This is a genomic window from Algoriphagus oliviformis, assembly GCF_017254915.1.
GTDB classification, from domain to species: Bacteria; Bacteroidota; Bacteroidia; order Cytophagales; family Cyclobacteriaceae; genus Algoriphagus; species Algoriphagus oliviformis.
This window is the reverse complement of sequence record NZ_JAFKCT010000009.1, coordinates 38,868-61,270: the sequence shown is the minus strand read 5'-3', so window position 1 is coordinate 61,270 and position 22,403 is coordinate 38,868. Positions and strand designations below refer to the sequence as shown.

Annotated in this window: 19 protein-coding genes; 7 read left to right on the top strand and 12 right to left on the bottom strand. The window is 52.8% G+C overall.

Annotation, left to right across the window (positions count from 1 at the left end):
• Positions 1-70: 70 nt before the first annotated feature.
• The 7 genes from J0A68_RS18110 to J0A68_RS18080 all read right to left on the bottom strand — a co-directional run bounded on the left by J0A68_RS18110 (position 71) and on the right by J0A68_RS18080 (position 6,835).
• The gene (locus tag J0A68_RS18110) at positions 71-589 is read right to left on the bottom strand and encodes a DeoR family transcriptional regulator (protein ID WP_206579650.1); all 519 of its coding nucleotides are present in this window, start codon (positions 587-589) and stop codon (positions 71-73) included.
• A gap of 179 nt (positions 590-768) precedes the next feature.
• The gene (gene rfbD / locus J0A68_RS18105) at positions 769-1,623 is read right to left on the bottom strand and encodes a dTDP-4-dehydrorhamnose reductase (protein ID WP_206579649.1); all 855 of its coding nucleotides are present in this window, start codon (positions 1,621-1,623) and stop codon (positions 769-771) included.
• The gene (rfbC, locus tag J0A68_RS18100) at positions 1,616-2,188 is read right to left on the bottom strand and encodes a dTDP-4-dehydrorhamnose 3,5-epimerase (protein ID WP_206579648.1); all 573 of its coding nucleotides are present in this window, start codon (positions 2,186-2,188) and stop codon (positions 1,616-1,618) included. Before rfbC ends, rfbD begins: the two co-directional genes overlap by 8 nt.
• Positions 2,185-3,069, bottom strand: coding sequence for a glucose-1-phosphate thymidylyltransferase RfbA (gene rfbA, locus J0A68_RS18095; RefSeq protein WP_206579647.1), 885 nt, complete (start codon positions 3,067-3,069; stop codon positions 2,185-2,187). Before rfbA ends, rfbC begins: the two co-directional genes overlap by 4 nt.
• Before the next feature lie 272 nt (positions 3,070-3,341).
• Complete coding sequence (locus J0A68_RS18090) at positions 3,342-3,713, bottom strand: hypothetical protein (protein WP_206579646.1); 372 nt, start codon at positions 3,711-3,713, stop codon at positions 3,342-3,344.
• Positions 3,714-3,719: 6 nt separating this feature from the next.
• Positions 3,720-6,134, bottom strand: coding sequence for a penicillin acylase family protein (locus J0A68_RS18085; protein ID WP_206579645.1), 2,415 nt, complete (start codon positions 6,132-6,134; stop codon positions 3,720-3,722).
• Positions 6,135-6,259: 125 nt separating this feature from the next.
• A complete protein-coding gene (locus tag J0A68_RS18080) occupies positions 6,260-6,835 on the bottom strand; it encodes a DUF2911 domain-containing protein (protein WP_206579644.1) in 576 nt (191 codons plus the stop codon).
• Between the two features lie 243 nt (positions 6,836-7,078).
• On the opposite strand from J0A68_RS18080, the gene J0A68_RS18075 reads away from it, so the two are divergent.
• Both J0A68_RS18075 and J0A68_RS18070 read left to right on the top strand, forming a co-directional pair.
• Positions 7,079-8,119 carry an endonuclease/exonuclease/phosphatase family protein gene (locus J0A68_RS18075; RefSeq protein WP_206579643.1) on the top strand — a complete coding sequence of 347 codons (1,041 nt, stop codon included), beginning with the start codon at positions 7,079-7,081 and terminating at the stop codon, positions 8,117-8,119.
• A gap of 146 nt (positions 8,120-8,265) precedes the next feature.
• Complete coding sequence (locus J0A68_RS18070) at positions 8,266-9,060, top strand: thymidylate synthase (protein WP_206579642.1); 795 nt, start codon at positions 8,266-8,268, stop codon at positions 9,058-9,060.
• Positions 9,061-9,145: 85 nt separating this feature from the next.
• On the opposite strand, the gene J0A68_RS18065 is transcribed toward J0A68_RS18070, so the two are convergent.
• Together J0A68_RS18065 and J0A68_RS18060 are read right to left on the bottom strand one after the other, a co-directional pair.
• Positions 9,146-9,703 (bottom strand): hypothetical protein, encoded by a 558-nt coding sequence (locus J0A68_RS18065; RefSeq protein ID WP_206579641.1) that lies wholly within the window; start codon positions 9,701-9,703, stop codon positions 9,146-9,148.
• A 12-nt stretch (positions 9,704-9,715) separates the two neighbouring features.
• Positions 9,716-10,936: a BamG-related protein gene (locus J0A68_RS18060; RefSeq protein ID WP_206579640.1), complete on the bottom strand. Its 1,221-nt coding sequence runs from the start codon at positions 10,934-10,936 to the stop codon at positions 9,716-9,718.
• A 230-nt stretch (positions 10,937-11,166) separates the two neighbouring features.
• Between J0A68_RS18060 and J0A68_RS18055 the strand changes: the two genes are divergently transcribed.
• The 4 genes from J0A68_RS18055 to J0A68_RS18040 all read left to right on the top strand — a co-directional run bounded on the left by J0A68_RS18055 (position 11,167) and on the right by J0A68_RS18040 (position 15,362).
• A complete protein-coding gene (locus J0A68_RS18055; RefSeq protein WP_206579639.1) occupies positions 11,167-12,438 on the top strand; it encodes a DUF4270 family protein in 1,272 nt (423 codons plus the stop codon).
• Positions 12,439-12,443: 5 nt separating this feature from the next.
• Positions 12,444-13,433 carry a Kelch repeat-containing protein gene (locus tag J0A68_RS18050; protein WP_206579638.1) on the top strand — a complete coding sequence of 330 codons (990 nt, stop codon included), beginning with the start codon at positions 12,444-12,446 and terminating at the stop codon, positions 13,431-13,433.
• Positions 13,434-13,536: 103 nt separating this feature from the next.
• A complete protein-coding gene (locus tag J0A68_RS18045; protein ID WP_206579637.1) occupies positions 13,537-14,634 on the top strand; it encodes a sensor histidine kinase in 1,098 nt (365 codons plus the stop codon).
• Entirely contained in the window at positions 14,631-15,362 is a 732-nt protein-coding gene (locus J0A68_RS18040; protein WP_206579636.1) for a LytR/AlgR family response regulator transcription factor, read from the top strand. The genes J0A68_RS18045 and J0A68_RS18040 overlap by 4 nt, the downstream gene beginning before the upstream one ends.
• Positions 15,363-15,380: 18 nt before the next feature.
• Here the strand turns inward: J0A68_RS18040 and J0A68_RS18035 are convergent, their stop codons facing one another.
• The gene (locus tag J0A68_RS18035) at positions 15,381-15,875 is read right to left on the bottom strand and encodes a hypothetical protein (RefSeq protein ID WP_206579635.1); all 495 of its coding nucleotides are present in this window, start codon (positions 15,873-15,875) and stop codon (positions 15,381-15,383) included.
• 264 nt (positions 15,876-16,139) lie between these two features.
• On the opposite strand from J0A68_RS18035, the gene J0A68_RS18030 reads away from it, so the two are divergent.
• Positions 16,140-17,135, top strand: coding sequence for an IS256 family transposase, variant Zn-binding type (locus J0A68_RS18030; RefSeq protein WP_438839575.1), 996 nt, complete (start codon positions 16,140-16,142; stop codon positions 17,133-17,135).
• Between the two features lie 370 nt (positions 17,136-17,505).
• Here J0A68_RS18030 and J0A68_RS18025 read toward each other — a convergent pair whose 3' ends face one another.
• The gene (locus J0A68_RS18025; protein ID WP_206579634.1) at positions 17,506-20,334 is read right to left on the bottom strand and encodes an alpha/beta hydrolase family protein; all 2,829 of its coding nucleotides are present in this window, start codon (positions 20,332-20,334) and stop codon (positions 17,506-17,508) included.
• Between the two features lie 6 nt (positions 20,335-20,340).
• On the bottom strand, positions 20,341-22,263 hold the full coding sequence (locus J0A68_RS18020; protein ID WP_206579633.1) for a M14 family metallopeptidase: 1,923 nt from the start codon (positions 22,261-22,263) through the stop codon (positions 20,341-20,343).
• Positions 22,264-22,403: the final 140 nt, after the last annotated feature.

The window sequence follows — 22,403 nt, the reverse complement described above, 5'->3', positions numbered from 1 at the left end:
CACAGCTTCGCCCTTTCAGTCACATTCCTTGCGCCTAGCATGTCCATCGATTTCAGCACGCGATAAAAACTCAGATTCCCGTAGACCGGTCAAAAAGGACCAAGCCATCCGAGACAAACCGCCCGGAGGAAAGGCTGAAGATCACTTTTCTGTCGATTAATTGTTCCAATCGCTTGGTGAGGTGATGGAAATAGTCCTCGTTGAGGCTAGCTCCAGTTACCAGTACGTCTATCGTCCCCGTATCGCTACCCCTAGCGATGTCTCCAGTCAGAACTACCTGATCCACATCGCCCATTCTTTCCAATATCTGCTCCAAAAGCATATCCAGTCCGAGATATTTTCGGATGATGTCACGGATGTTGGTATAAAAGGGGTGAAGCGTATTGGCTTGGTATTCGATCTTGTTTTTGTCGGAGTGCTTGACCAGGATTCCCGCATCAGTCAGATTGTTCAATTCCTTGCGGATTGCGTTGGTTGACTCCCCAAACTCCTCCGCTAGTCCCCTTAGATGACTGTGGTTTTGCGAATTGACAAAAAACTTTATCAGAAGCCGCAATCGGGTCTTTGAAGTGATTAACGATTCGAGCATAAAAAGTCAGCTAGCAAATGAGTAACAAAGGTACTCATTCCCATCAACTGTAAAAATAAAAATACGACAGGCGGCGGAAATACGGGTTCCCCCGATTTGGCCTCGCCCATCGCTTTCCTGCTGCTCAAAATCTTCTCTTCCCCTACCCTTTCCCAAGCCTCCAGATTGTTGTACCTCGCCTACATTTCACCTATACATCGCTGCAAAGCATCCCTCCAATGGCCGATCTCCACCCCAAGCTGCGCCTTCGCCTTTTCCTTGCTCATGACCGAGTAGAATGGCCGCTTGGCCGGAGTAGGGTACTTCTCAGATGGGATAGGCTTGACCTTGCAATCCAGCCCGCTCATTTCCATCACCGCCAGCGCAAAGTCATACCAAGAGCAGACGCCTTCATTGGAAAAGTGGAAGAGCTCAGTCTTTGGACTGGCAAAATCCGGCAGCATGTCCAAAATAAACGCTGCCAGATCCCGGGCGTAGGTCGGAGTACCGACTTGGTCTGCCACGACGTTGAGCTCGGACCTTTCGGCACCGAGTCGACGCATGGTTTTGACAAAGTTGTTGCCAAAGGTACTGTACACCCAAGATGTCCTGACAATCGCCGAATCGGCAATCCCCAGCTCAATGATTGCACGCTCCCCCTTCAATTTGGTGTCGCCATACACACTTTGGGGATCGGGCGTGGCCAATTCGTCATAAGGCCGGTGTCCGTTACCGTCAAAGACATAGTCTGTGGACACATGGACAAGTTTTGCCCCGTACTCCTGCGCTGCCTGTGCGAGATACTTCACTGCCAGATGGTTGATCTTATCGGCCGTTTCGATATCCTCCTCGGCCCTGTCCACGGCCGTGTAGGCCGCACAGTTCACCACTGCATTCGGCTTGTTGGTTTCAAAAAAATGCCTCACCGCTTGCTCATCGGTAATATCCAACTCAGCCACGTCGGTGAAGATAAATTCGAAGGGATACTGGGAGGAAAGGTGCCTGATCTCCGATCCAAGCTGGCCAGAAGCACCCGTAACTAGTATTTTATTCATACAGATTTTGTGAATTCTCAAAAACTTGCGCGGACGCGAGCAAAGGTTGCTTTCGGTCTTTTTCAGACAGCTTGAACTTGCCTGGATCTAGTATCCAGTCGATATTCAACGCGGGATCGTCAAAGGCCAAGCCTCTATCCGCTTGGGGGTCGTAGTAGCTGTCCACTTTGTAATTGAACACCGCTGACTCACTGAGCACCACAAATCCATGGGCAAACCCGCGGGGTACAAACAGCTGTCGCTTGTTTTCGGCTGACAACTCCACGGCTACATGTTTGCCAAAGGTGGGCGAATCTCTCCTGATGTCCACTGCCACGTCGAGTACCTTCCCTTCCGTGACTCGGACCAACTTGGTCTGCGCGGACGGCGGCAGCTGAAAATGCAAGCCCCTCAGGACTCCAAACTCCGACTTTGACTCGTTGTCCTGGCAAAAGGACAACCTAAATCCCAAAAACTGCTCCAGCTTGTCCAAGCGAAAGGTCTCCGAAAAATATCCCCGCTCGTCTCCATGGACGCTGGGCTCGACTATGACCACGTCTGGAATTGCCGTTCTCTGAAACTTCATTTTCTTTTTTGTTCTACTTTTTTGATCAAATATTGGCCGTATTCATTTTTCTTCAGCGGCTCAGCCAATGCCAAAAGCTGCTCGGCGTCGATGTAGCCCAATTCGAAGGCAATCTCCTCCAAGCAGGCAACTTTCAGCCCCTGTCTCTTCTCTATGGTGTGGATGAAATTTGACGCTTCGAGCATAGACTCGTGCGTTCCGGTGTCCAGCCAGGCATAACCCCTACCGAGAAGTTCTACTTTCAGGTTTTCAGACACCAGATACTCTTGGTTGACGGTGGTGATCTCCAGCTCTCCCCTGTCGCTGGGTTTGATCGTCTTGGCGATCTGTACGACAGAATTGGGATAAAAATAAAGTCCCACCACGGCATAGTTGCTCTTGGGCAGTTTTGGCTTTTCCTCGATGGAAATGACCGTGCCACTTTGGTCAAACTCGGCCACTCCGTAGCGTTCGGGGTCATTCACGTAGTAGCCAAAAATGGTTGCTTTGCCCTCCACGTCCACATTTCGGAGTGATTTCTTCAGCAGTTCGGTAAAGCCATGCCCATAGAAGATGTTATCTCCCAGCACGAGACAGACCGAATCATTTCCTATAAACTCCTCGCCGATGACGAATGCCTGGGCTAGACCATCCGGACTGGGCTGCTCCGCGTAGCTAAACTCCAGCCCCAATTCCTTCCCGTCACCCAGGAGCTTCTTGAAATTGGGCAGGTCGTCTGGAGTGGAAATGATCAAAATCTCCCGTATGCCCGCCAACATCAGGACGGAAACCGGATAGTAAACCATAGGCTTATCATATACCGAGAGCAGCTGCTTCGAAGTCCCTTTGGTAATCGGGTACAGCCGCGTGCCGGATCCGCCGGCAAGAACAATTCCTTTCATAATTTAGATATTAGCTGGTCTATATTTTGACAAATAGTGTTGGGACAAAAAAGCTACCGCACAGTTCCCGAGTTCGAAGCGGCACCTCATTTCTTTTACATTTCAAAATCTCAAAACGGAGAGGAATAGAAAAAAGGTTATAGTCACCTACCTTCCCACTGCATGAATTTTTCTGACACTTCGTATCAAGTGAGCAACAAAGGTACTCATTCCCATCGACTGTAAAAATAAAATACAAGTCCGGCAGGAAAGGGGCGCAGCCAAGCCGACCGCTATCCCCTGTAGACGTTTTCGGGAGTATGCTGGAGCAGATTGCGAAACAGGACTCCGGCCCAGCCGCTGAATGCGCCCAGCAAAAAGCCCAACACAGCCGTGACCGCCACCAGGGTCATACCCGATCCCAACCCCATCAGCTCTCCCATCCGATCAGGAAGCGGGCTGTTGGTATTGATCGCCAAATAGATACACTGCCCGAGCCAAGTCAGGCCCATCCCCAGGCCACCTCCCATGAATCCGCCGAACCCATTGGGAGCTATCAGGGCTCCCAAAACCGCAATCCCGATCATCACAACCCAATAGGGAGCCACTGGATTCAGGAAGACTACGAGTATGGCGACGAGAATGGTAAGAAAGATAAATCTCATGGCAGGCTATTTTAAAACGGTGGTAAAAAGGACGGCTTCAGAACTTCCCTGGGTCCGAAGGCCGAAATCGAGGTACTCTCCTTTGGCCCAAACGGGGATAAAGTTTCCGTAATACTTGCTTCCGGGGTTGCCCGACTGTCCTCCAGGATACACCCCAAAGGCCTCCATTTGGCTTCCCAGCTCTACTACCATGCGCCAGCTCGCGCCATGGCGGCTGCCGGTGGCATTCAGAATCCCCGAGCCTCCGCCGGTGTAGACATTGGTGGCAGAAAAGGACTTGAATGTGGGCACCAGATGCTGGATGGTGGTTTTCTTGTAGTTCGTCCAGGCGTAGTCTCCCTCCTCAGCCTCCCACTTGGCCATCGCGACCAAAAGTGAGTCAAAGCCTGCCTTCACATGGTACTCCGCAGTCTCGACTCCCTCTACCGACTTCACATCGAAAACCGAATCCCGGGGATATTTGGCCAGCAGCTCCACAGTCTGGTAGCTGGACGGCCGTACCACGGGCGCTCTAGCCCCCGACAGCTCTCGCCAGATGCTCTCGAAAGTCTCCGATGACCAGATGGAGTATAGCGTTTGTCCTTTTTGGTTTGGGTCGGCGAAAAAATCCCAGGACTTGAGTTCTTTAAGGTACTTATCCGCTTCGGGGGAGTCGGCCTTGTGCGTACCCAAAAGACTGATCAAAACGGGAAGCGCTTCGGCAGCCTGGAGGTTGTAGTCGTCAAACTGGAGCTCCTTCATATCCTCCACCGTAATCTGATCCATTTCCCTCAGCCGGTTGTTGAGGCGGCGATTGCGGTAGTGTTCGTAGGTATTGTCAAACACATAGTAGGGATAGGTGGAGTCTGTGGGGTGTTGGTTTGCCGAGGAGACAAAGCCCCGCTCCGGGTTTAGCGTGGCTGCGTTTTGGGCATTGGGGATATAGCCTTGCCACTCCATCCTGGGATCAGCACCATCCATGAGAAACTTGCCTTGACCCGGCCATTTCAAAGGGAACTTGCCCTGTATCCGCATCGCAATGTCTCCCGACCTGGAGGCAAAGACAAAATTTTGCGCAGGTGCAGTGTAGTGGTCCAAGGCCCTGTTGTAATCACTGTGGTTTCTGGCCTTGTTCATCAGCAAGAAGGTCTTTTGCTCGTTGGAGCCCTGATGCACCGTCCATTTCAGCGCAAAATCCACGTCTTGGCGCTCGGTCTTAAAACTGCGGTCGTACACGATCGGTCCGTAGTGGGTGTACACTACAGTATCCACGAAGGTCGCCTGCCCTTTCACTTTGATCTGCTCCAGTCGGAACTCCGTATCCTTCCAGCCATTGCCGTAGCGATAGGCTTTCCGGCTTTTGTCCTGAAAGGTGATCCTGTACCAGTCTCGGGTGTCCCGGGTAGCATTGGTCACGCCCCAGGCAATGTCTTGGTTAAACCCGGAAATCACCCCCAAAGCACCCGGAAGGGTCGCCCCTTTCACGCTGTTGGATGGAGTACTGAGCTGCATGGCATACCAGAGGGAGGGCAGATTGAGGCTCAGATGGGGATCGTTCGCGAGGATGGGGTTTCCGTTTTTGGTTTTCTTCCCGGCCACCGCCCAATTGTTGGAGCCGGTGCCTTCCTCGGGTTGCGGCAGGGGCTCTATCAAGATCGCGTCCGTAGGATAATCCACAGAGTCCGGCTTGGACACGGGCAAGGGCTCGAAATCCCACACCTTTCCCGACTCGATTATCGGATCGTTTGCGGCGGGAAACTGGGGAAAGAGCCGGTTCAGCTTCGCCTCGCCAAGGATCTTTCGCAGATTCGAAAACTCGAGATCGCGGTCTCCCACCAGCATATCGGACATGTATTTGAGCAAGAGCAGGGTCTTAAACGCCGACCAAGGCTCCGGCCTGTAGTTTAGGATTTTGTATTCCACCGGCAATCGGGCATCGCTCAGCTGGGCGATGTATTGGTTTACCCCATCTGCATAGGCCTCGATCAGCGCGAGGGTCTCGGAGTCGCTTTCCTGCAGGTATTTCAGCCCAAGCTCTGCGCCATAGGCCAACCCCTTTCTTCTGGTCATCCGATCCAGATCCAAGGCGATCGGCCCGACGATCTCGGAGACCCTACCTGCCGCCGCCATCGTCTGGAACTCCATCTGCCAGAGGCGATGCTGGGCCGTGACATAGCCTTGCGCACGATAGAGATCGGCCTCATTTTCCGCGAAAATGTGCGGAATGAGATTTTGGTCGTAGGTCACCTGCACTGGGGCGCTGAGGTTTTCCAGGTCAACTTCCTCCACAGCGAGCTCGTCCTCGCTGAGGGTATTTTGCCAAAAACCATGGTTGGGATCCAGAAGTGGGGCAAGGGGTGGAATCTGCCCTATCGGCATCGACACCGCCAAGGCCAAAGCCAATGCAATTGCCAGCACCAGAAAGAATGAAAAAAACCTCATCGTAAGTCAAACATTTGAAGGACGGGGAAAATAGGAGTCGGGACACTTGGCCGCATGGGGTACCGGCCTATGGGACGCCATAAAAAAATCCCCGGTCAACAGACCAAGGATTTCGAAATAGCTTCTTATTGGATGGCTATCGGTAGCTTCATTTTGTCCCATCGGATCACCAGACCTGGAGACTCCACTTTGATGCTGAGCATTTCGGCCGAATTCTCCTCCCAGGTAGGGGTGGACTCCACTCTCAGCACGTCTTTTTTCTCATCGTACTGAAAATGTCCATGCTCCAGTTCCCAATCCGAATTGAAGATCACCGTCCAGGCTCCGGACTCTTTGGGGATGGTGAAAAGCGAGTATTTGCCTGCCTTCAGCGGCTGGCCCTCCACGGTCATGTCCTGCGGAATATCGATGTAGGTAGCCTCGTTGGCGCCGGTTCTCCAGACGATGTTGTAAGGCACCAGATCACCCCAGATGGTCCTCCCCTTCACCGATGGCGAACCGTAGTGTACGGAGATGGTTTTGCCGCCGATCTGTCCTTCTTCGACGACCAACGGACTGGGGCGCTGCTCACTCTCAGCTTCTTCCGCTGCACTGGACTCTTCGACCACTGCCTCCGAGCTGGTCTCGGCAGTCTTGGGCTGACAGGCAATCACCGAGGCTAGGATCATCGCCGCCAACCATGTATTTCTAATTTTTTTCATGTGAGGTAGAAGATTAATTTATTGGGTAATTACGTAAAATTAAACTAAATCACGTGATTCCAAGTGCGGGGCTGAAATTTGATTGTCCCGCTTGGCCGTATTTTGGACTTCCTTTTCGCAACCCTTGCCTACTGCTTTGAGTAAGAATGTTTTGTCCAAAAGGATCTTATTTATGAGAAAAATGATACGAAAATCACCACTTTTGGATTCGGGTTTGTTTCTTTTGCTCTCTACCCAGCCTAGATGAAATTCATTACAGTACCGGTATTTTTAGCTTCACTGCTGCTCTATTCCAGCGTTTTCGTTTCCCCGGAGATTTTCCGCTTCGCGGGCCTGCTGCCTTTTTTCATCCCGATCATCCTCATAGTCAACATCTTTCTGTTTTGTGTCTTGGCCCTGTCTTGGCGGAGGCTGGCCTTTTTCCCCCTGGCCGCCTTGGTGATCGGATACAAGTTTATCCTGATCACCTTCCAGATCCATCCCCGCAACGAGGACGCGGAGGGGCTGAAAGTGTTGACCTACAACACCCACAGCTTCTACTACCGGCAGCATAAGACCGATGGACAAGAGCCCAACGTGTTCACATGGCTCGCTGAGCATCCGGCCGATGTGAAGGCCTTTCAGGAATTTCACCAAGACTACACCTCCTCCACGAGAAATGCCATCAAGCTGCTGGGCAACAACGGGGAATATGAGCACGTGTACCACGTCGTGGACGGCAATCCCCAAAAACGGTCCCAGGGCATGGCGATATTCTCCAGATATCCCATCGTCAACGACGGAGTCGTCTTCGACAACCAGGTCACCAACGGGGCCATCTTCGCCGATATCCAAGTCGGCAACGACACCTTGAGGATCTACAACACCCACCTCGAATCCATGGCGATAGAGACCGGCTCCCTCAACGACTACGACAGGGCCAAGCAGGTCTACCGGCAGACGCTGGGCAAACTGCACCGGGGAAGCCTCGCCCGTGCGCAGCAGCTGTCTATCCTGTACGAACATATCGGCAACAGTCCCCATCCCGTGATCCTCATGGGCGACCTCAATGAGGTGCCCTACTCCTTCGTGTATTTCAAACTGAGCGAAAAACTGGACAACGCCTTTGAGAAAGCTGGCCGCGGATTTGAATTCACCTACAACCGTATCCTCTTCTTTCTGAGGATCGACCATATTTTTGCGGATCCTTCCCTTCGGCCGGTCTATTTTGACACGCATCGCGAGGTGGACTACTCAGACCACTACCCCGTCACGGCCACCTTCACCTGGGAAGGAAGGGAGTAAAAGCAACCCCTCCTCTTCCCGCTCAAAGTGGCGACTTCCCGCTTCCGACCATCTGCGGACGTCCCGACGCGGACCAAGTGAATCTTTTCCTGTCAAATCTTAAACCTATGGCTTAACTTGCCGGCCAAGAATTTCTCCCCCATACCATGCAGCAATACCACGACTTGATGAGAAGGATTCTCAACGAAGGTGTAAAAAAATCAGACCGCACCGGCACCGGCACGATCAGCGTATTTGGACACCAGATGCGCTTTGACCTGGCCAAGGGATTCCCGGTGGTAACGACCAAAAAACTGCACCTCCGCTCCATCATCGTCGAGCTGCTGTGGTTTCTCCGTGGAGACAGCAACATCACTTGGCTCAAGGAAAACGGCGTGTCCATCTGGGATGAATGGGCGGACGAAAACGGCGATCTCGGCCCGGTCTATGGCTATCAGTGGCGACACTGGCCTGACGGAAAGGGCGGCGAGATCGACCAGATCAAAAACCTCATCCACCAGATCAAGACCAAGCCTGACAGCCGCCGCCACATCGTGAGCGCTTGGAACGTGGCCGACGTGGACGACATGGCCCTGCCCCCTTGCCATACCATCTTCCAGTTTTACGTGGCGGACGGCAAGCTGTCTTGCCAGCTCTACCAGCGCAGTGCCGATGTCTTTCTCGGCGTGCCTTTCAACATCGCCTCCTACGCCCTCTTCACCATGATGGTGGCGCAGGTCTGCGATCTGGAGCCGGGCGAGTTTGTCCATACCTTTGGCGACGCACACCTCTACCTCAACCATCTGGAGCAAACGGAACTCCAGCTCAGCCGCGAATGCCGACCGCTTCCGACGATGAAGATCAATCCCGAGGTGAAGGATATTTTCGGCTTCAAGTATGAGGACTTTGAGCTGGTCGGCTACGATCCCCACCCGCATATCAAGGCTGCAGTGGCGGTGTAGGGAAAGAGATTTGAGATTTGAGATTTGAAATTTGAGATTTGAAAAAAAAACTCCGAAACTACTTTAGATCGGAGGTTTTTCTTTTTCAATCCATTGCCAGCGGCCCAGCCATAGGTCGGGGATAGTGCGGGCCCCGTTCTTTTTTGACCTTCGCCTGATACCGCTCCCACTTGCGAAACTGCCTGTCCTCCAGCACATGGGCCAGGAGGATGTGGAGGTAGTCGTTTTCCTTTTCCACCTCCACACCGATCGGCTGCAGCTGCTCTTCCATCAACTGGATCAGCTTTACCAAGGGCTGAAAGTCCTGCTGCGCTGTGGCTTGCTCTTCATATTGCCCCTTGAGCGAATAGAGCCGCTCGAAGACCTCCCGATGCTTTTGCACGAGGTCGTCCACCTTGCTGCTATGCTCTTGCAGCACCCTGTCAAATTTCCCGTAGCTCGCGGAGGCCACGTCCAGCCCCACCTTTTCCGCCGCTTCCCGGGAGTCATACTTGATGAGCCCGATCAGTTCCTCGGGACTGCAGGTGGTGATTTGGACTTCGGCGCTGCCGCTTTTCTGCTTTTGGACAGTCTGGGCAAAAAGAACCAAGGGACTAAGGAAGCAATACAATGCCATCCCTAGCCGGACGGGGATGATTTTCATGGGAAGGTGGGATTATTCAAACTTATATCGCTGAAACCAGCGGTCTCCAAAGGAAAACTGAAGCGTGATGGTGTGAAGGCCCTCTGCCGCAAGGACCTGAATCTCTCCGGTTTTTTGGTACTGGTACCCGAGGTTGACCCGAGTGGAGCGGTTGAGCGGCAGTCCCACTCCGGTGGTCAGGGCGTAAGACTTCACGGACTGCCCGTCGAACAGCCACGACCCGGTATCCATCCTGCCACCGAGGGAGAAGCTCATGGATTTCAGCAATTCGGGGGCAAAATAACCCGGCACAAACTCGGCTCCGAGCGCGTACACTTGGGAAGCCTGGCTATGCTCGAAGGAGTCCGTGGAGAAATTGTGGAGCACATCGCCCGCGATCAGCAGCTTTCCGGACTGGAAGGCCAGCCCCGTGCGAATCGTCTTGGGCAGCTCAAAGCTGGACGCCTCCTCATCGGCCTGATATAGCACCAGACGATCGGTGTAGGTGGAAATCCCCTCATTGAAGGTTCCAGTCAGTTTGGAGTAGTACTGTGCGTTTGCGCCCCAGGTGAGCTTGTATTTTGGCGTGGCCAGGAGATCAGCCTGTATGCCCGCTTCCAAGCCAAAGCCGGAGTTGGAGCCGGTCCTATCCGTGATGTAGCCACTTTCGGTGGCATTGAGGTAGGTGCTTTCTTTCTGGTAGTTGGCAAAAACAAAGGAGGGCCGTATCCCCAGTGAGATCCGATCCGTGAGCTCATAGGCCCAGTTGACATAGGCTTTGTTGGTATTGCCCCAGCCCCGGTAGGTGCGGAGGTAGCGGTCCTGCATGCCTTCAAAGGTGACGACGTCTGAAAAGCTGTAATCCTGTAGCGTCACGGGGGTCAGTCCCAGGGAAAAGGCGGATTTTTTGGAAGCCCGAAACCAAAACTGGAAAGCGTTGAGGTTGGAAAAGTTGTTTTTCAGGACTTCAGACTCGGTCTGCAGCTGCTGGTAGTTGTAGCTCATGTCGCCTTCGAAGAGGAAGGTAAAACCGACTTCCAGGCTGTTTTGGGAGGCTGGATTGATCTGGTTGAGAAAATAAGGGGAGCGGACTGCCGAACCGACTCCCCCCAGCCTTTTGGCCATCCCAAAATTGTCGTAGGTATAGGTACCCGCGCCAAAATAGGAGTACAGCGAGCCGTGTCCGCGCTGGGCAAACCCGGGCAATGCCGTGACCATGTAGGCTAAAAACAATATGACACTCGTACGCTTCATGATTTTTCCCCAAACCTAGACCGAGGGATCCGGGCTGGAGACAGAACTAGACCAAACTGGGAATTCCATGGAGAAACACCCGAAATCACTCCACCAATGGGCATTTTTCACCGACCTGCCCAATCGGGCTTTGCTCGGCAAAAACAAGCCCTTGGGCGAGGGATTTTCCCCCGAGGTCTAGTTTGCAGGGAGTCTCCTGCCTGCTTGTCTTAGCCTTGCAGAAAAAAAAGATGCGCATACAGTCACTGGGGATACTCCTTCTATGCTTGCTCACCTCCTGCTTCGAAAACAGCTATCTCGAAGAAATCCCAGAGGTAGATCTGGAAGATGACTTTTCCATACGAAAGATAGTCCACAGCGAGCTGGAGCTCGGGACGGTGTTTTTGGACTCGCTGGTCACCAGCGGCAAGACCTCCATGCTCTTGGGCTCCTATGCGGATCCCGTCCGGGGACATATCGAGGCGAGTCCCTATTTCGAATTTGCCCCGGAGAGCTTCGCCGCGATAGACGAATCCAGGGAGCTGGACTCCCTGGTGCTGGTACTGAAATATTCCAGCACCCGCTACGATACGCTGCAAAGCTTCCGGCTAAAAATCAACGAAATCGACGAGGCCTTTGACTATGCGAATGAAGACGAGGTGTTCTACCATTTCGAATCCCTACAGACCAAGCCGATTGCCACGGCCGAAGTGCAGGTCTATCCCGTCTGGGATTCGGTGAGGGTCACGCTTCCCATGGAGTTTGGCCGGGAGCTTTTCGGAAAGCTCAAGGGAGCACAGTCCATCCTTTCCAGCATTGACGACTTTCGGGACGCTTTTCACGGGCTCAATCTGGAAGTGGAGGGCAGCAGCCCGCTGATCGAGCTCAGCACGGACACCTACCTGCTTTTTTACTACCAAGAAAAAAACGAGACCAACCGCTACAGCGAGGAGATGAAAATCAGCGTGAGCAGCTCACTCTATTCTTCCAAGACGTTCACCCACCTGGAGATGAACCGGGACGCGACGCCCTTTGCAAACCGGGAGACCAAGACCTGGATTCCCGCCGAGGAGACCGGCGACATGGCCCTGGCGGATGAGCTGGGCCTATCCGCCATCGGACTCAAACTGGGCAGCCTGACCAGCATCGGGGAGATCCCCAGCGGGTACTACGTCGCTGAGGCCAAGCTCGTGCTCCCCGTCAAACGGCTCACCTATGACGGCTCGCTCAATCCGGTGGCGGAGAGTCTGGACATCTATATCCAGCGAAAAATAGGCCTGCTAGACGGCTATCTCAGCCAGGCATCGCTCTACAGCCTGGACAACGAGTTTCAGGAAAACACCTACTTCCTCCTGGATGCCACATCCTATGTGGACGACAAAATAAGAGGGGGCGAGCCCGACAGCTACCTCTGGATGGAGCTCATGGCCGGCGAGGCGCTCAACACTGGCTATCTGGCCCTGGGCACCAACTCCTCCACCCAAAAACCGAGACTAGAAATCATACTAATTCCATTAAACTAAACTCCATGAAAAGTACAAACCAACTGCTGGGTTTTACCTTGGCACTCGCCCTGATGATTTTTGCCTCCTGCGTGAGCAGCGACGATGACACCGAAGACACGGGCAACTGGATCCGCAGGTCCTATTTCGAAGGCAGCAACCGCGCCAACAGCTCCGCCTTTACCATCGATGGCAGACACTTCTTGGTCGGCGGCTATACCGGCGACGCCTACCTCAACGACCTCTGGGAATATGATCCAAATACGGACTCCTGGACCAAGAGGGCGGACTTTCCCGGCACCGCCAGAGCCAACGCCGTGGCATTCTCCATCGATGGCATCGCCTACTATGGCACCGGATACGACGGCAGAAACCGGCTTTCCGACTTTTGGTCTTATGATCCCTCCACCAACTCCTGGTCGCAGATCGAGTCGTTTCCCGGTACTGCCCGCTACAATGCCCTTGCCTTTGGGCTCAACGGACGCGGCTATGTGGGTACCGGATTCGACGGCAGCGAGCAGAAGGACTTTTTCCAATACGACCCTGCAACGAAGAGCTGGACGGCGCTTTCCAGCTTTGGCGGAGCCAAAAGACAGGGCGCCTTCTGTTTTATCCTCGACGGAAAAGCCTACCTCGGCGGCGGCATCAACAACGGCCTCTACCAATCCGACTTCTGGGCTTTGGACGGGACCAGTCTCACCTGGACGGAAAAAACGGCCTTGGACGAAGAGGACGATTACACCATGGCGCGAAACGAAGCGGCGGCCTTCACCCTGGGCGGCTATGGCTATGTGACGCTCGGCTCGAATGGACAGTTGCTCGGCAGCACCTGGGAATACATCCCCTCCCTGGACAGCTGGAACGAAAAAACGGCCTTCGAAGGAACGCTCCGGACCGGCTCCTCGGTCTTCTACGCCAATGACCGGGCCTTTGTGCTGCTGGGACGCAACTCCAGCCTTCGATTTGACGACATCTATGAGTTCCATCCTTTTGAGGACTATGACGATGAAGATTAAAAAGCGTTAAAACCGCCCTTAAAGAATCTTAAACGCAGCCGGGGCTTTCGGAAAAAACGTCCGGAAGTCCCGTCCTTTGCCACCTTCACCCATCCGTCCGGCCATGGACAAGCAAAAGTTCCTCAAGACCATCGTTCACTTCCTGATCATCGGGATCCTTGTCTCGCCGGCATTTCTCTACCTTTTTGCTGACCAAAACCAGCGCTTTCATCCGCCGGTCAATCCGCTGGTTTCCTATTCGGTCCTGACCGTCTTCTACCTGGCCAACATCTTTTGGCTGATTCCCACCTACGTCTACCGCCGAAACTACAAGGCCTACTCCTTGGGCATCCTCTTGATGTCCTTTTTCTTCATCGCGCTGCCCCTCACCGGAAGTCCTCCCGCAAACAGGCCTTCTGAGGAATTTCGGATGAGAACGGAGAGAGAAAACATGCAGCCAAGGGAAAATATGCCGCGTCCCGGCGAAGGGATGATCGATTGGCCGAGGTTCCGCTTTCTTTTCTTCTTTCCCGACTACCTGCGCCTGCTCTTGGGACTGGGGCTCGGCACCACGCTGGAGCTGCTTTTCCTCTACGACTCGGAGCGAAAGCGAAACGACCAGATGGAAAAGCAGAAGGCCATCGCCGATCTCAATTTTCTGAAAAACCAGCTGAACCCGCACTTTCTGCTCAATTCGCTGAACAACATCTACTCACTCGCTCGCAAAAAATCCGAGGACACCACCCGCGCCATCCTCCTGCTCTCGGACCTGCTGCGTCACGTGCTCTATGAGTCGGGCAAAAGCAAGATCAGCCTGGGCGACGAGATCAGCTTTATCAAAAACTACATCAATCTGGAAAAGCTGAAGTTTTCCGAGGAAAACGGCCCCAATGTCAACTTCACTGTCTCGGTGCGAAATCCCGACTATCCCATCGTCCCACTGCTGATGATGACTTTGGTGGAAAACGCCTTCAAACACGGCATCAGCTACCTGCAGCCCTCTTTTATCCTCATCTCGCTGGAGGAAAACGAGCGGGAGGTGAGGTTTTCCGTGGTGAACAGCATCCACCGACGCGCCTCCCTCGAACCCAAAAATGAACAACGCGGGCTGGGGATCAAAAACCTGGACAAGCAACTGAACCTCAGCTACCCTGGCAAATACAGCTTTACGCAAAAAATCGAAAACAACCTGTTCAAAACCTTCCTAACCATCAAAAAATGAACTACAAGTGTATTGTCATCGACGATGAGGCTTTGGCCATTGAGGTACTGGAGGACTACATCGCCAAATTCCCGGTATTGGAGCATGTGGGCAGCTTCAACTCCCCACTCAAGGCCATGCCCCTGCTCATGTCCAAGAGCGTGGACCTGATTTTTTTGGACATCAATATGCCGGATATCAGCGGAATCGCTTTCTACGAAAACCTCCCCTTCAAGCCTCCGGTGATCTTCACCACGGCCTACACCGACTTTGCCGTGAAAGGCTTCGAAATCAACGCCATCGACTACCTATTGAAGCCGATCAGCTTCGAGCGCTTTTTCCAGGCGATCAGCAAGCTGCTCAACAAGTCTATCCCAAGCCAAAACACCGTCCAGGGCTTTGCTGCCACCGGAGAAGGGCTCGATTATATTTTTGTAAAAGCAGAATACTCCTCGATCAAAATCGACCTGAAAAACATCGCCTACCTGGAAGGCTACAAGGACTATGTCAAAATCCATCTGGTCGACGAGACCAAACCCCTGCTGACGCTCAACAGCATCAAGCACTACGAAGCCATCCTGCTTTCCAAGGGCTTCGTGCGCATACACAAACGCTACATCGTCTCCATCGACAAAATCGAGAATATCAGCCGCAACCGGGTCAAAATGAAAGGCAAGGAGGAATTTCTGCTGATCGGTGACAGCTTCAAGGACTTCTTTTACGAGCTGGTGGTGAACGGAAACACCTAAACCATAGGCCGTTTATTTTCAGCTCTGCAGGCTGCTGAAGCACTTGTCCAGTGCTTCCCCGTTGTTCCAAAGAAAGGCCTGGGACTGGCCCAAGGAGTCTAACAGGACGCCGTATCCGTTTTTGGAAATCATGTAGCTTCCGACCCTTTTGCCCCCTAGTTCGGCCGCTGCTTGTTGCTCGATCTCCGAAAAACACTTCCCGAAGTCATAGAGTCTGCAAAATACGGCGAATATCTCCTCGTCGCATGCGATCGCATACAGGCTGAGACGAGCGCCCCCTTCCTTGGTCACGTACCGCGAGACTTTGTATTTATTACTTCCTTGACGAAAAGATGCGATGGAATTGGGGTTCTTTCCTTTGATGAGCTCTACTCTTTGGTTCCAGTTGTTTTCAAAGTCAAAGTCAATCGAAAGCGGAGTAGGCTGCTGCGACAGTTTGAGCCGGGCTTCTTTCAGGATCAGCAGGGGATCGGAACTCGGCAGTTTTCCGCGGTAGAGTATCTTAATCTTCACACCGTTTGAGTTGCTGTGTTTTGTCTTGTAACCAGTCAAAAGCTTCGCTATAACACCTAACATAAAACAACTATTATATAGACCAAAAGTAAGATTAGTAAAAATAGGTTATTTGCGTTTAATATTCAAAAAAAGGCTTTTAAAAATAAATTATTTATAAAAAAAGGCTGAGAATTTATAAAATTCGGCATATTACTGGTAAATAGTTGGTGACACACCCTAAAAGGAGCTGATTTACAATTAGATACAGAGGGTTTACTGAAAGTGGTTTCAGTAAACTTTTTTTGTTCATGGAAAGTCAAAAAAAAGAGATGCTGGGCCTGCGGAAGTTTGGAGGTGATCCGCTGGGGAAAACAGTGCGGCAAGCAGCGGTTTAAGTGCAAGGATTGTGGGATTTTCTTCACTCGGAGTTCCAAGGATCAAACCCATCGGAACAGGTTTGTCTGGTTCAAAAAATGGGTGTTGGAAAGGCAAACTTTCAAGACACTGTGTCGGGAAAGCGGTCTGTGCAAAGATACTTTGCAGAAGACTTTCTACCGGTACCTTGACCAGTCCCCCCTGGTTAAAATCCGGAAGCGGGAAAAGGTGAACCTACGACTGGATGCCACCTATTTCAAGGGGTTTTGCTTGGTCTGTTATCAGGATAGTCTGGACGGCTACACCCAGTTAATCCGCTTTTCGGACGGGGAGCATTATCCGGAGATCAGAGAAGATCTCGCCAATCTGATTCAGCTGGGAATCCAGCTGGAAAGCATCACCACCGACGGCCACAAAAGCATCCTTAAGGCCATCAAATCAGCCGTACCCGAGGTCACTGTGCAGCGATGTTTGGTGCATATTCAGCGCATGTGCCTGATCTGGCTAACCCAATACCCCAAACACGTTTCCGGCCAGGAGCTGCGAAGGCTGGTGCTTTTGATCCTGCAAATCAAGACACACAACGATAGGATCAGCTGGGAAAAAAGCTTGAATGACTGGCAAAAACGCCACAGAGAATACCTCAATGAGAAGAGCTTCAATTTGGAAACCGCCAGGTATTGGTACACGCACAAACTGCTGAGAAGATCTTACCAAACCATCAAACGGGCACTTCCCAATATGTTCCATTACTTAACCAATCCGACTATTCCGGCAACCACCAACGGCATCGAAGGATTCTTCAGCCATCTGAAAAACCACCTGGATATCCACCGAGGACTTACCTTGAGCCACCGCGTTGGGTTCATCAGATGGTATGTCTTTCTGTCTAATGAAAAATGAGTTTTCTTAGCCATAAAGCATCCCAAAAAAAGTTGGGCCGAGTATCAAATACCCGGCCCTCTTTTTTTGTAAATGCACTGACTTTATTGCTGGCAGGTTGGTCTCCACCAGAGCCTGATTCCCCTTCAAGTCAGCATCGAATGTTATGAAATTTTTCAACCAATGTCACCAACTACTTTTCAGTACATTGCCTAAAATTCTCAGCCTTTTGCTTTTTCACTAGTATGTCACAATTTCATAAAAGAAGGGCGGAGAAGCGAAAAAAAGCTCGTGTCAGCGCAAAAAAAAACTCCACTTCCGCCAAATTCCCTGCTAAAACTCTGGACTTTTTGAAATTTTAGTCTCAAAACCAATTTTGAAACAGATCAAACTAATTGCCTAAATCGTATTTCAGCGTCCTTCCTTTTTCGACCGCAGGCAGGCCTTCGGTCATCCAGAGCGGAGCCGAAGCGCCTTTGAGATAGTGGTCAAAAAACTGGCTGAGCCGGACGGAAAGATCCTTGGAATTTTTGCGCTGGGTAAGGTTGTGGTCTTCGCCGTTGTACTGGAGCAGCCAGGCAGGCTTGTTCAGTCGCTTCAAGGCCATGAACATTTCGATCCCCTGATACCAGGGCACTGCGCCGTCTTCGTCGTTGTGCATGATCAATACGGGTGTCTCCACGCGGTCCATCATGAAGAGCGGGGAGTTTTCCAGATAGTAGAGCGGTTTTTCCCAAAGTGTGCCGCCAATGCGGGACTGGGTCTGCTCATACTGGAACATGCGGCTCATCCCGGTTCCCCAGCGGATTCCCCCGTACGCAGAGGTCATGTTGACCACAGGCGCACCAGCCCCAGCCGCCTTAAACATGTTGGTCTGGGTGATCAGGTAAGCGACCTGATAGCCGCCCCAGCTTTGGCCTTGGATAGCCATGTTGTCGGTATCCACACCGCCTCTGGCCACCACGGCTTGGACGCCTGGCACGATGCATTCCAGCGCACTTTGGCCCGGCAAGCCGATTTTGTACTTGATATCCGGCACAAAGACCATATAGTCATTGCTTACGAAATAGGGAATATTGATCGTGGAGCGGCTAGGCGCGGGAGTGCGGTAGCTGTGGTAGGTATCGCTGTTTCGCTCGTAGAAATACACCATCATCGGATATTTTTTGGCTGGATCAAAGCCTTCGGGCTTGAAGAGCAAACCCTGCAACTCATCCCCATCCAAGGTCAGGTAAGACACCAGCTCCACATTGCCCCATTTTATGTTTGCCTGCTGGGGGTTGAGATTGGAGGCCTTGGTGAGAGACTTGAAACTCAGATCGGTGAGGTAGACATCGGGATTTTCACGATAGGTGGTTCTCCTGACGATGACTTGGCTGGATTCCTCCGCCTTTCGCAAGCCATAGTAGTTGTTGGCCGTCATCAGCAGCTGCTTCGGAGCGGACTTTCCGTCAAAATTTCCTGAATAGAAGCCATTTTCCTTCGTCACTTCATTGAAGGCACTGAGGATCAGTGGCTCCTTGGCATCGATAAAGCGCTCGTCTCGCTTGAGGCTCGCCCTGCGAAAAGTGACACGGTTCTTTCTCCCCTCTCCCATCGTGATGCTCACGGCGGCAGCCGGATTTTTGGGATCGACTTTCCAGATATCGTAGCGGTCGCTGATCAAGATGGCCGCGTCGTCGGCAAGCCAGCCTTCTGCACCGTAGCTGCCGGGCAAAGAAGGCGAGTCGTGCAGCTCTTCATAAAAGGGAACAGGAATCTCCTTGGTGAGGTTGATTTTCTCCGCTTTTGCCAAGTCATAGGCCACCCATGCACTGTCTCGCCCATCGTACCAGTAAGCATAGCCCGCTTCCGGGGAAAGGCGTGGATTTCCTGATGCATTTTTCTCGATCAGACTGGCCTTGCCGGTCTTCAAGTCTATCCAATACACATCCCGACCAGTCTGAATATCCCAGCTGTAGCTCCTGCGGTAGGCTTGGTCGGTCGACGCCAGCGCCACGTCCTGGGTGATTTTGTTTTCCAGATAGACATCGTCCAGCTCAGGATCCGCCAACTGGATCACCTTCCCGGAGCCAGTCTCCAGCAGCGCCAGATAGCTCGCCTTTTCTTCCCGAGAGCGGTTTTTCAGCTGCATGGGCTGGATCTCTGCGTCCTGCCAGCCCCAGATGTCGAGGCTCACACGCTCCTCGTCGAGGATGGTCGTGTCGTCCTCATAGGCGAAATCCCTGTAGCCCTTGGCCACTCCAAAAAACATACGGCTTTCGTCCTCGGAAAATCTCGGCACCCGATCTGGACTGATGCGCCCATTTTCAAGAAGCCCGGCGGTCTCTTTGCCCAGTTCCTGGGTGACGTTTCCTTGGGCAACTTGATATAGGAAAAGCTTGTGCTCAGGCTTCTTGTGCTTGGCCGAGTCGTCCGTGGCGATGAAGCTGAGGTACTTGGACTGGGGAGAAAAAGTCAGGCCGCTGTAGGCCGTCATCTTCTCATGCACCAGTTTGCTTTCGCCCGTGGCCAGATCCAGAACATAAAGCGCCGCATTGTCCAGGGTGTCTTCCTCAGCAAGGGTGTACTGGAGAAAATCCCCGTTTTGCGCGAAACCATAAGACTTCACCCGCTCAAACTCCCAAGACTTTGCCCCGTCCAGTGAGCGGACGAGCAGCTTGGTGCCGTCGGTTTTCTTGGGCTTTTCGGCCTTCTTGGTGGAGTCGGACTTGACCGAGTCGGCAGGATCCGCCTTTTTGGCCAGCTCCTTTTCAAAATGGACGGCGATCCAGCTGCCTTTTTCCGAAGGAATCGAAAAAGACTTCACCCGAGCTAGCTTCTCGATCTTTCCCGTCGCCAGTTGGAGGATAAAAAGACTGTCCTTTGGAAGGTCATCCGCCTTTTTCTTTTTCAGCTTGAGGACCCGCACAGAGTCCTTTTGCGGAGCGATCTTTCCCACCGCAAAAGCGTCATCTGCGGAAAATGAAAAACCCATTGCTCTCGGAATCACCGTCTTGCCAGCTGGCTTGGCATAGGGAAAAATCTCCAGCCTTGCGTCACCGTCTTGTGGACTGATCTGATAGCCGACGAATTGGCCGTTTTTGGTGATTTGCTCGGAGCCTAGGCTCTCCCACCCGTCGTAGTCGGCATGGGTTAGGGATCGCTTTTGCTGCGCAAAACCCGTCTGCGAGGCCAAAAGCAAGGCAAAACCCAGTAGGGTGCTGTACTTTCTAAACATGGTAAGCTATTGTTGATTTAAGGTAAATTCTCGTTCTAGATATCCTCCGCGGGTAGAGGAAAGCTTGACCTTCCCCTTCACGGGCTCGTTGCCCTCGACCTTGACCCGGAAGGTGGCGGTCTTTTTCTCCCCCACTCCGGTGTACCCGGAGTAGACGGTCTTGTCGTGCAGACTCGGCGCAGTGATCTTCACTTGGGCATCCTCATAGCCCTTGGTAAGCTCCTTATCAAAGTCCAGGGAAACCCTATCCTCCTGCACGATCTTTACCAATTTCGCCTGCTCCAGCGCCACCGGCAGCTGCCCGGCATTGCTCCAGTCCAGCGTGATTTCAAACTCCCCGTCGGCAAGTTTTTGGACCTTCAGATCGGAGATCGCCAGCTGCGGAAGCCGTTTGGCCATGGCGAGATTGAAGAGCGCCTGTTTTTTGGCCCAGTCTTCCAGCTGCCAGGGAGGCCCATTTTGCCCAAAAAACTTCGGATGGAAGCCCCCGATCTCCACCTCGCCCAATACGGGATGGGTGAAGGCCGTCCAAGGCTTGAAGCCCTTGCTGTCATTGGCTTCATCGTCCCACATGAGTCCATCGTAGTCGTCGTAGATCCCGTCGCCGTCGTAATCCTTCATGGCGCCGTTGTTCCAGAGCTCGTCCCCATACCAGATGCTGCCATAGTAGAAGTAGCCGAAATCCGGCCCGTGGCCAAAGAGTGGCTCAGGCTTCAGGGGATCGCCAGTCATGGAATTGACTTTGTATCGGGTAGCATAGGTCTCATAGACGTCGCCAGCCCAAGGGTAAGCGGTGAAGGAGAGCCCGAGCTGGTCCATCTCCTTATATATAGCAAGATCCTCGGGGTACATGCGCTCTTCGCTCTTGGAGGTCGAGGGGGCGCGAAGGTGCATCGGGACTCGGGTATCCATGGAGTTGACGACGGAGATATTGGGATGGCTGAGCATCCACAGTACGGTGGCGCGCGACTCCAGCTCGCTGAGCGGGTACTCCCCTGCCCCGCCTTGGGTATAGCCACGGCCCGTCAGGTCACCACCGGAGTTGGGACGCCAGTTTTCTGGATAGTTTCGATGGAGATCCAGGCCGCCGATACCGTCCTCATTGTAGCTGCCATCGCCGTCGTTGTCATAGCCCTCGGTGTACATCAGGTACTCGCCTTTGCCGGGAAACGTCCGCTCCATCAGTCGGCCTTTAGGGTCTTTGGGATCAATGACAAAGTTGGCTTTTTCCTTTTCCTCATCCGTCACGGCCTTCTTCCGCATCTGGTAGATCACTCCATCCCCGTCCAGGTCCTCCTCCGGATCTTCGTCCAGGAGCCCATCGCGGTCATTGTCTGTGGGCCGCACGGTACTTCTATTGCGCTGCTCGGTGTAGAGGTAGAGATTGGAGCCGTCGGGATTGTTTTGGGGACGGAGGTAGATGGCTTTGGTGTCGATGAGCGCGGTAATTTCCGCGTCCTTGCCATAGCCCTCCAGGAGATGCTGGGTCAGCCAAAGGATGGATTCACTGGAGGTGATCTCTCCGGAATGCCTCCCCCCTTCAAAATAGGCCGCGGGCTTGTCGGTATCTTTGCCTGTCTTCTTGTTGGTCAGGGTCATCTGGTAGATCGGCCTGCCCTCAAACGACTGCCCCACCACGTATAGGTCTACGATGTCTGGGTATTGCTTAGCCCAGGTCTCGTACCAGTGGTACATGACCTCCACCGTATGGTATTTGTCAAAAGTGAGCTTCTCTCCAGGCTTGTATTCGACCTCGGGAAACTCAAACTTCCTGAAGAACGAAGGGCCATGCCGTTCGCCAGAAACCGTATGAAATTTCGATTTTTCGTTTTTCTCGGGAAAAAGTGTCTCGGGCTCAAAAGGCCTGACCTGGGCGGTGGCCATGCCGAAAACAAGGCAAGCCGCGGTCAGCAGGGTAGTTTTTCTCATAAGGCAGTGTGGTTTTTATGGTTGCTTAAAAATACGCAAGCGCACCAACGCTTGTCCCACCGCTTAAAAAAAAGACCGGACATCCCTCAAGTGGGTATCAAGCCCTTTGACCCTCAAAAAATCGGCAACGGCCCGACTAC

Coding starts and splice junctions, on each gene's coding strand:
- J0A68_RS18110 (WP_206579650.1), bottom strand. CDS start 589: ATGCTCGAATCGTTAATCACTTCAAAGACCCGATTGCGGCTTCTGATA.
- rfbD (WP_206579649.1), bottom strand. CDS start 1,623: ATGAATAAAATACTAGTTACGGGTGCTTCTGGCCAGCTTGGATCGGAG.
- rfbC (WP_206579648.1), bottom strand. CDS start 2,188: ATGAAGTTTCAGAGAACGGCAATTCCAGACGTGGTCATAGTCGAGCCC.
- rfbA (WP_206579647.1), bottom strand. CDS start 3,069: ATGAAAGGAATTGTTCTTGCCGGCGGATCCGGCACGCGGCTGTACCCG.
- J0A68_RS18090 (WP_206579646.1), bottom strand. CDS start 3,713: ATGAGATTTATCTTTCTTACCATTCTCGTCGCCATACTCGTAGTCTTC.
- J0A68_RS18085 (WP_206579645.1), bottom strand. CDS start 6,134: ATGAGGTTTTTTTCATTCTTTCTGGTGCTGGCAATTGCATTGGCTTTG.
- J0A68_RS18080 (WP_206579644.1), bottom strand. CDS start 6,835: ATGAAAAAAATTAGAAATACATGGTTGGCGGCGATGATCCTAGCCTCG.
- J0A68_RS18075 (WP_206579643.1), top strand. CDS start 7,079: ATGAAATTCATTACAGTACCGGTATTTTTAGCTTCACTGCTGCTCTAT.
- J0A68_RS18070 (WP_206579642.1), top strand. CDS start 8,266: ATGCAGCAATACCACGACTTGATGAGAAGGATTCTCAACGAAGGTGTA.
- J0A68_RS18065 (WP_206579641.1), bottom strand. CDS start 9,703: ATGAAAATCATCCCCGTCCGGCTAGGGATGGCATTGTATTGCTTCCTT.
- J0A68_RS18060 (WP_206579640.1), bottom strand. CDS start 10,936: ATGAAGCGTACGAGTGTCATATTGTTTTTAGCCTACATGGTCACGGCA.
- J0A68_RS18055 (WP_206579639.1), top strand. CDS start 11,167: ATGCGCATACAGTCACTGGGGATACTCCTTCTATGCTTGCTCACCTCC.
- J0A68_RS18050 (WP_206579638.1), top strand. CDS start 12,444: ATGAAAAGTACAAACCAACTGCTGGGTTTTACCTTGGCACTCGCCCTG.
- J0A68_RS18045 (WP_206579637.1), top strand. CDS start 13,537: ATGGACAAGCAAAAGTTCCTCAAGACCATCGTTCACTTCCTGATCATC.
- J0A68_RS18040 (WP_206579636.1), top strand. CDS start 14,631: ATGAACTACAAGTGTATTGTCATCGACGATGAGGCTTTGGCCATTGAG.
- J0A68_RS18025 (WP_206579634.1), bottom strand. CDS start 20,334: ATGTTTAGAAAGTACAGCACCCTACTGGGTTTTGCCTTGCTTTTGGCC.
- J0A68_RS18020 (WP_206579633.1), bottom strand. CDS start 22,263: ATGAGAAAAACTACCCTGCTGACCGCGGCTTGCCTTGTTTTCGGCATG.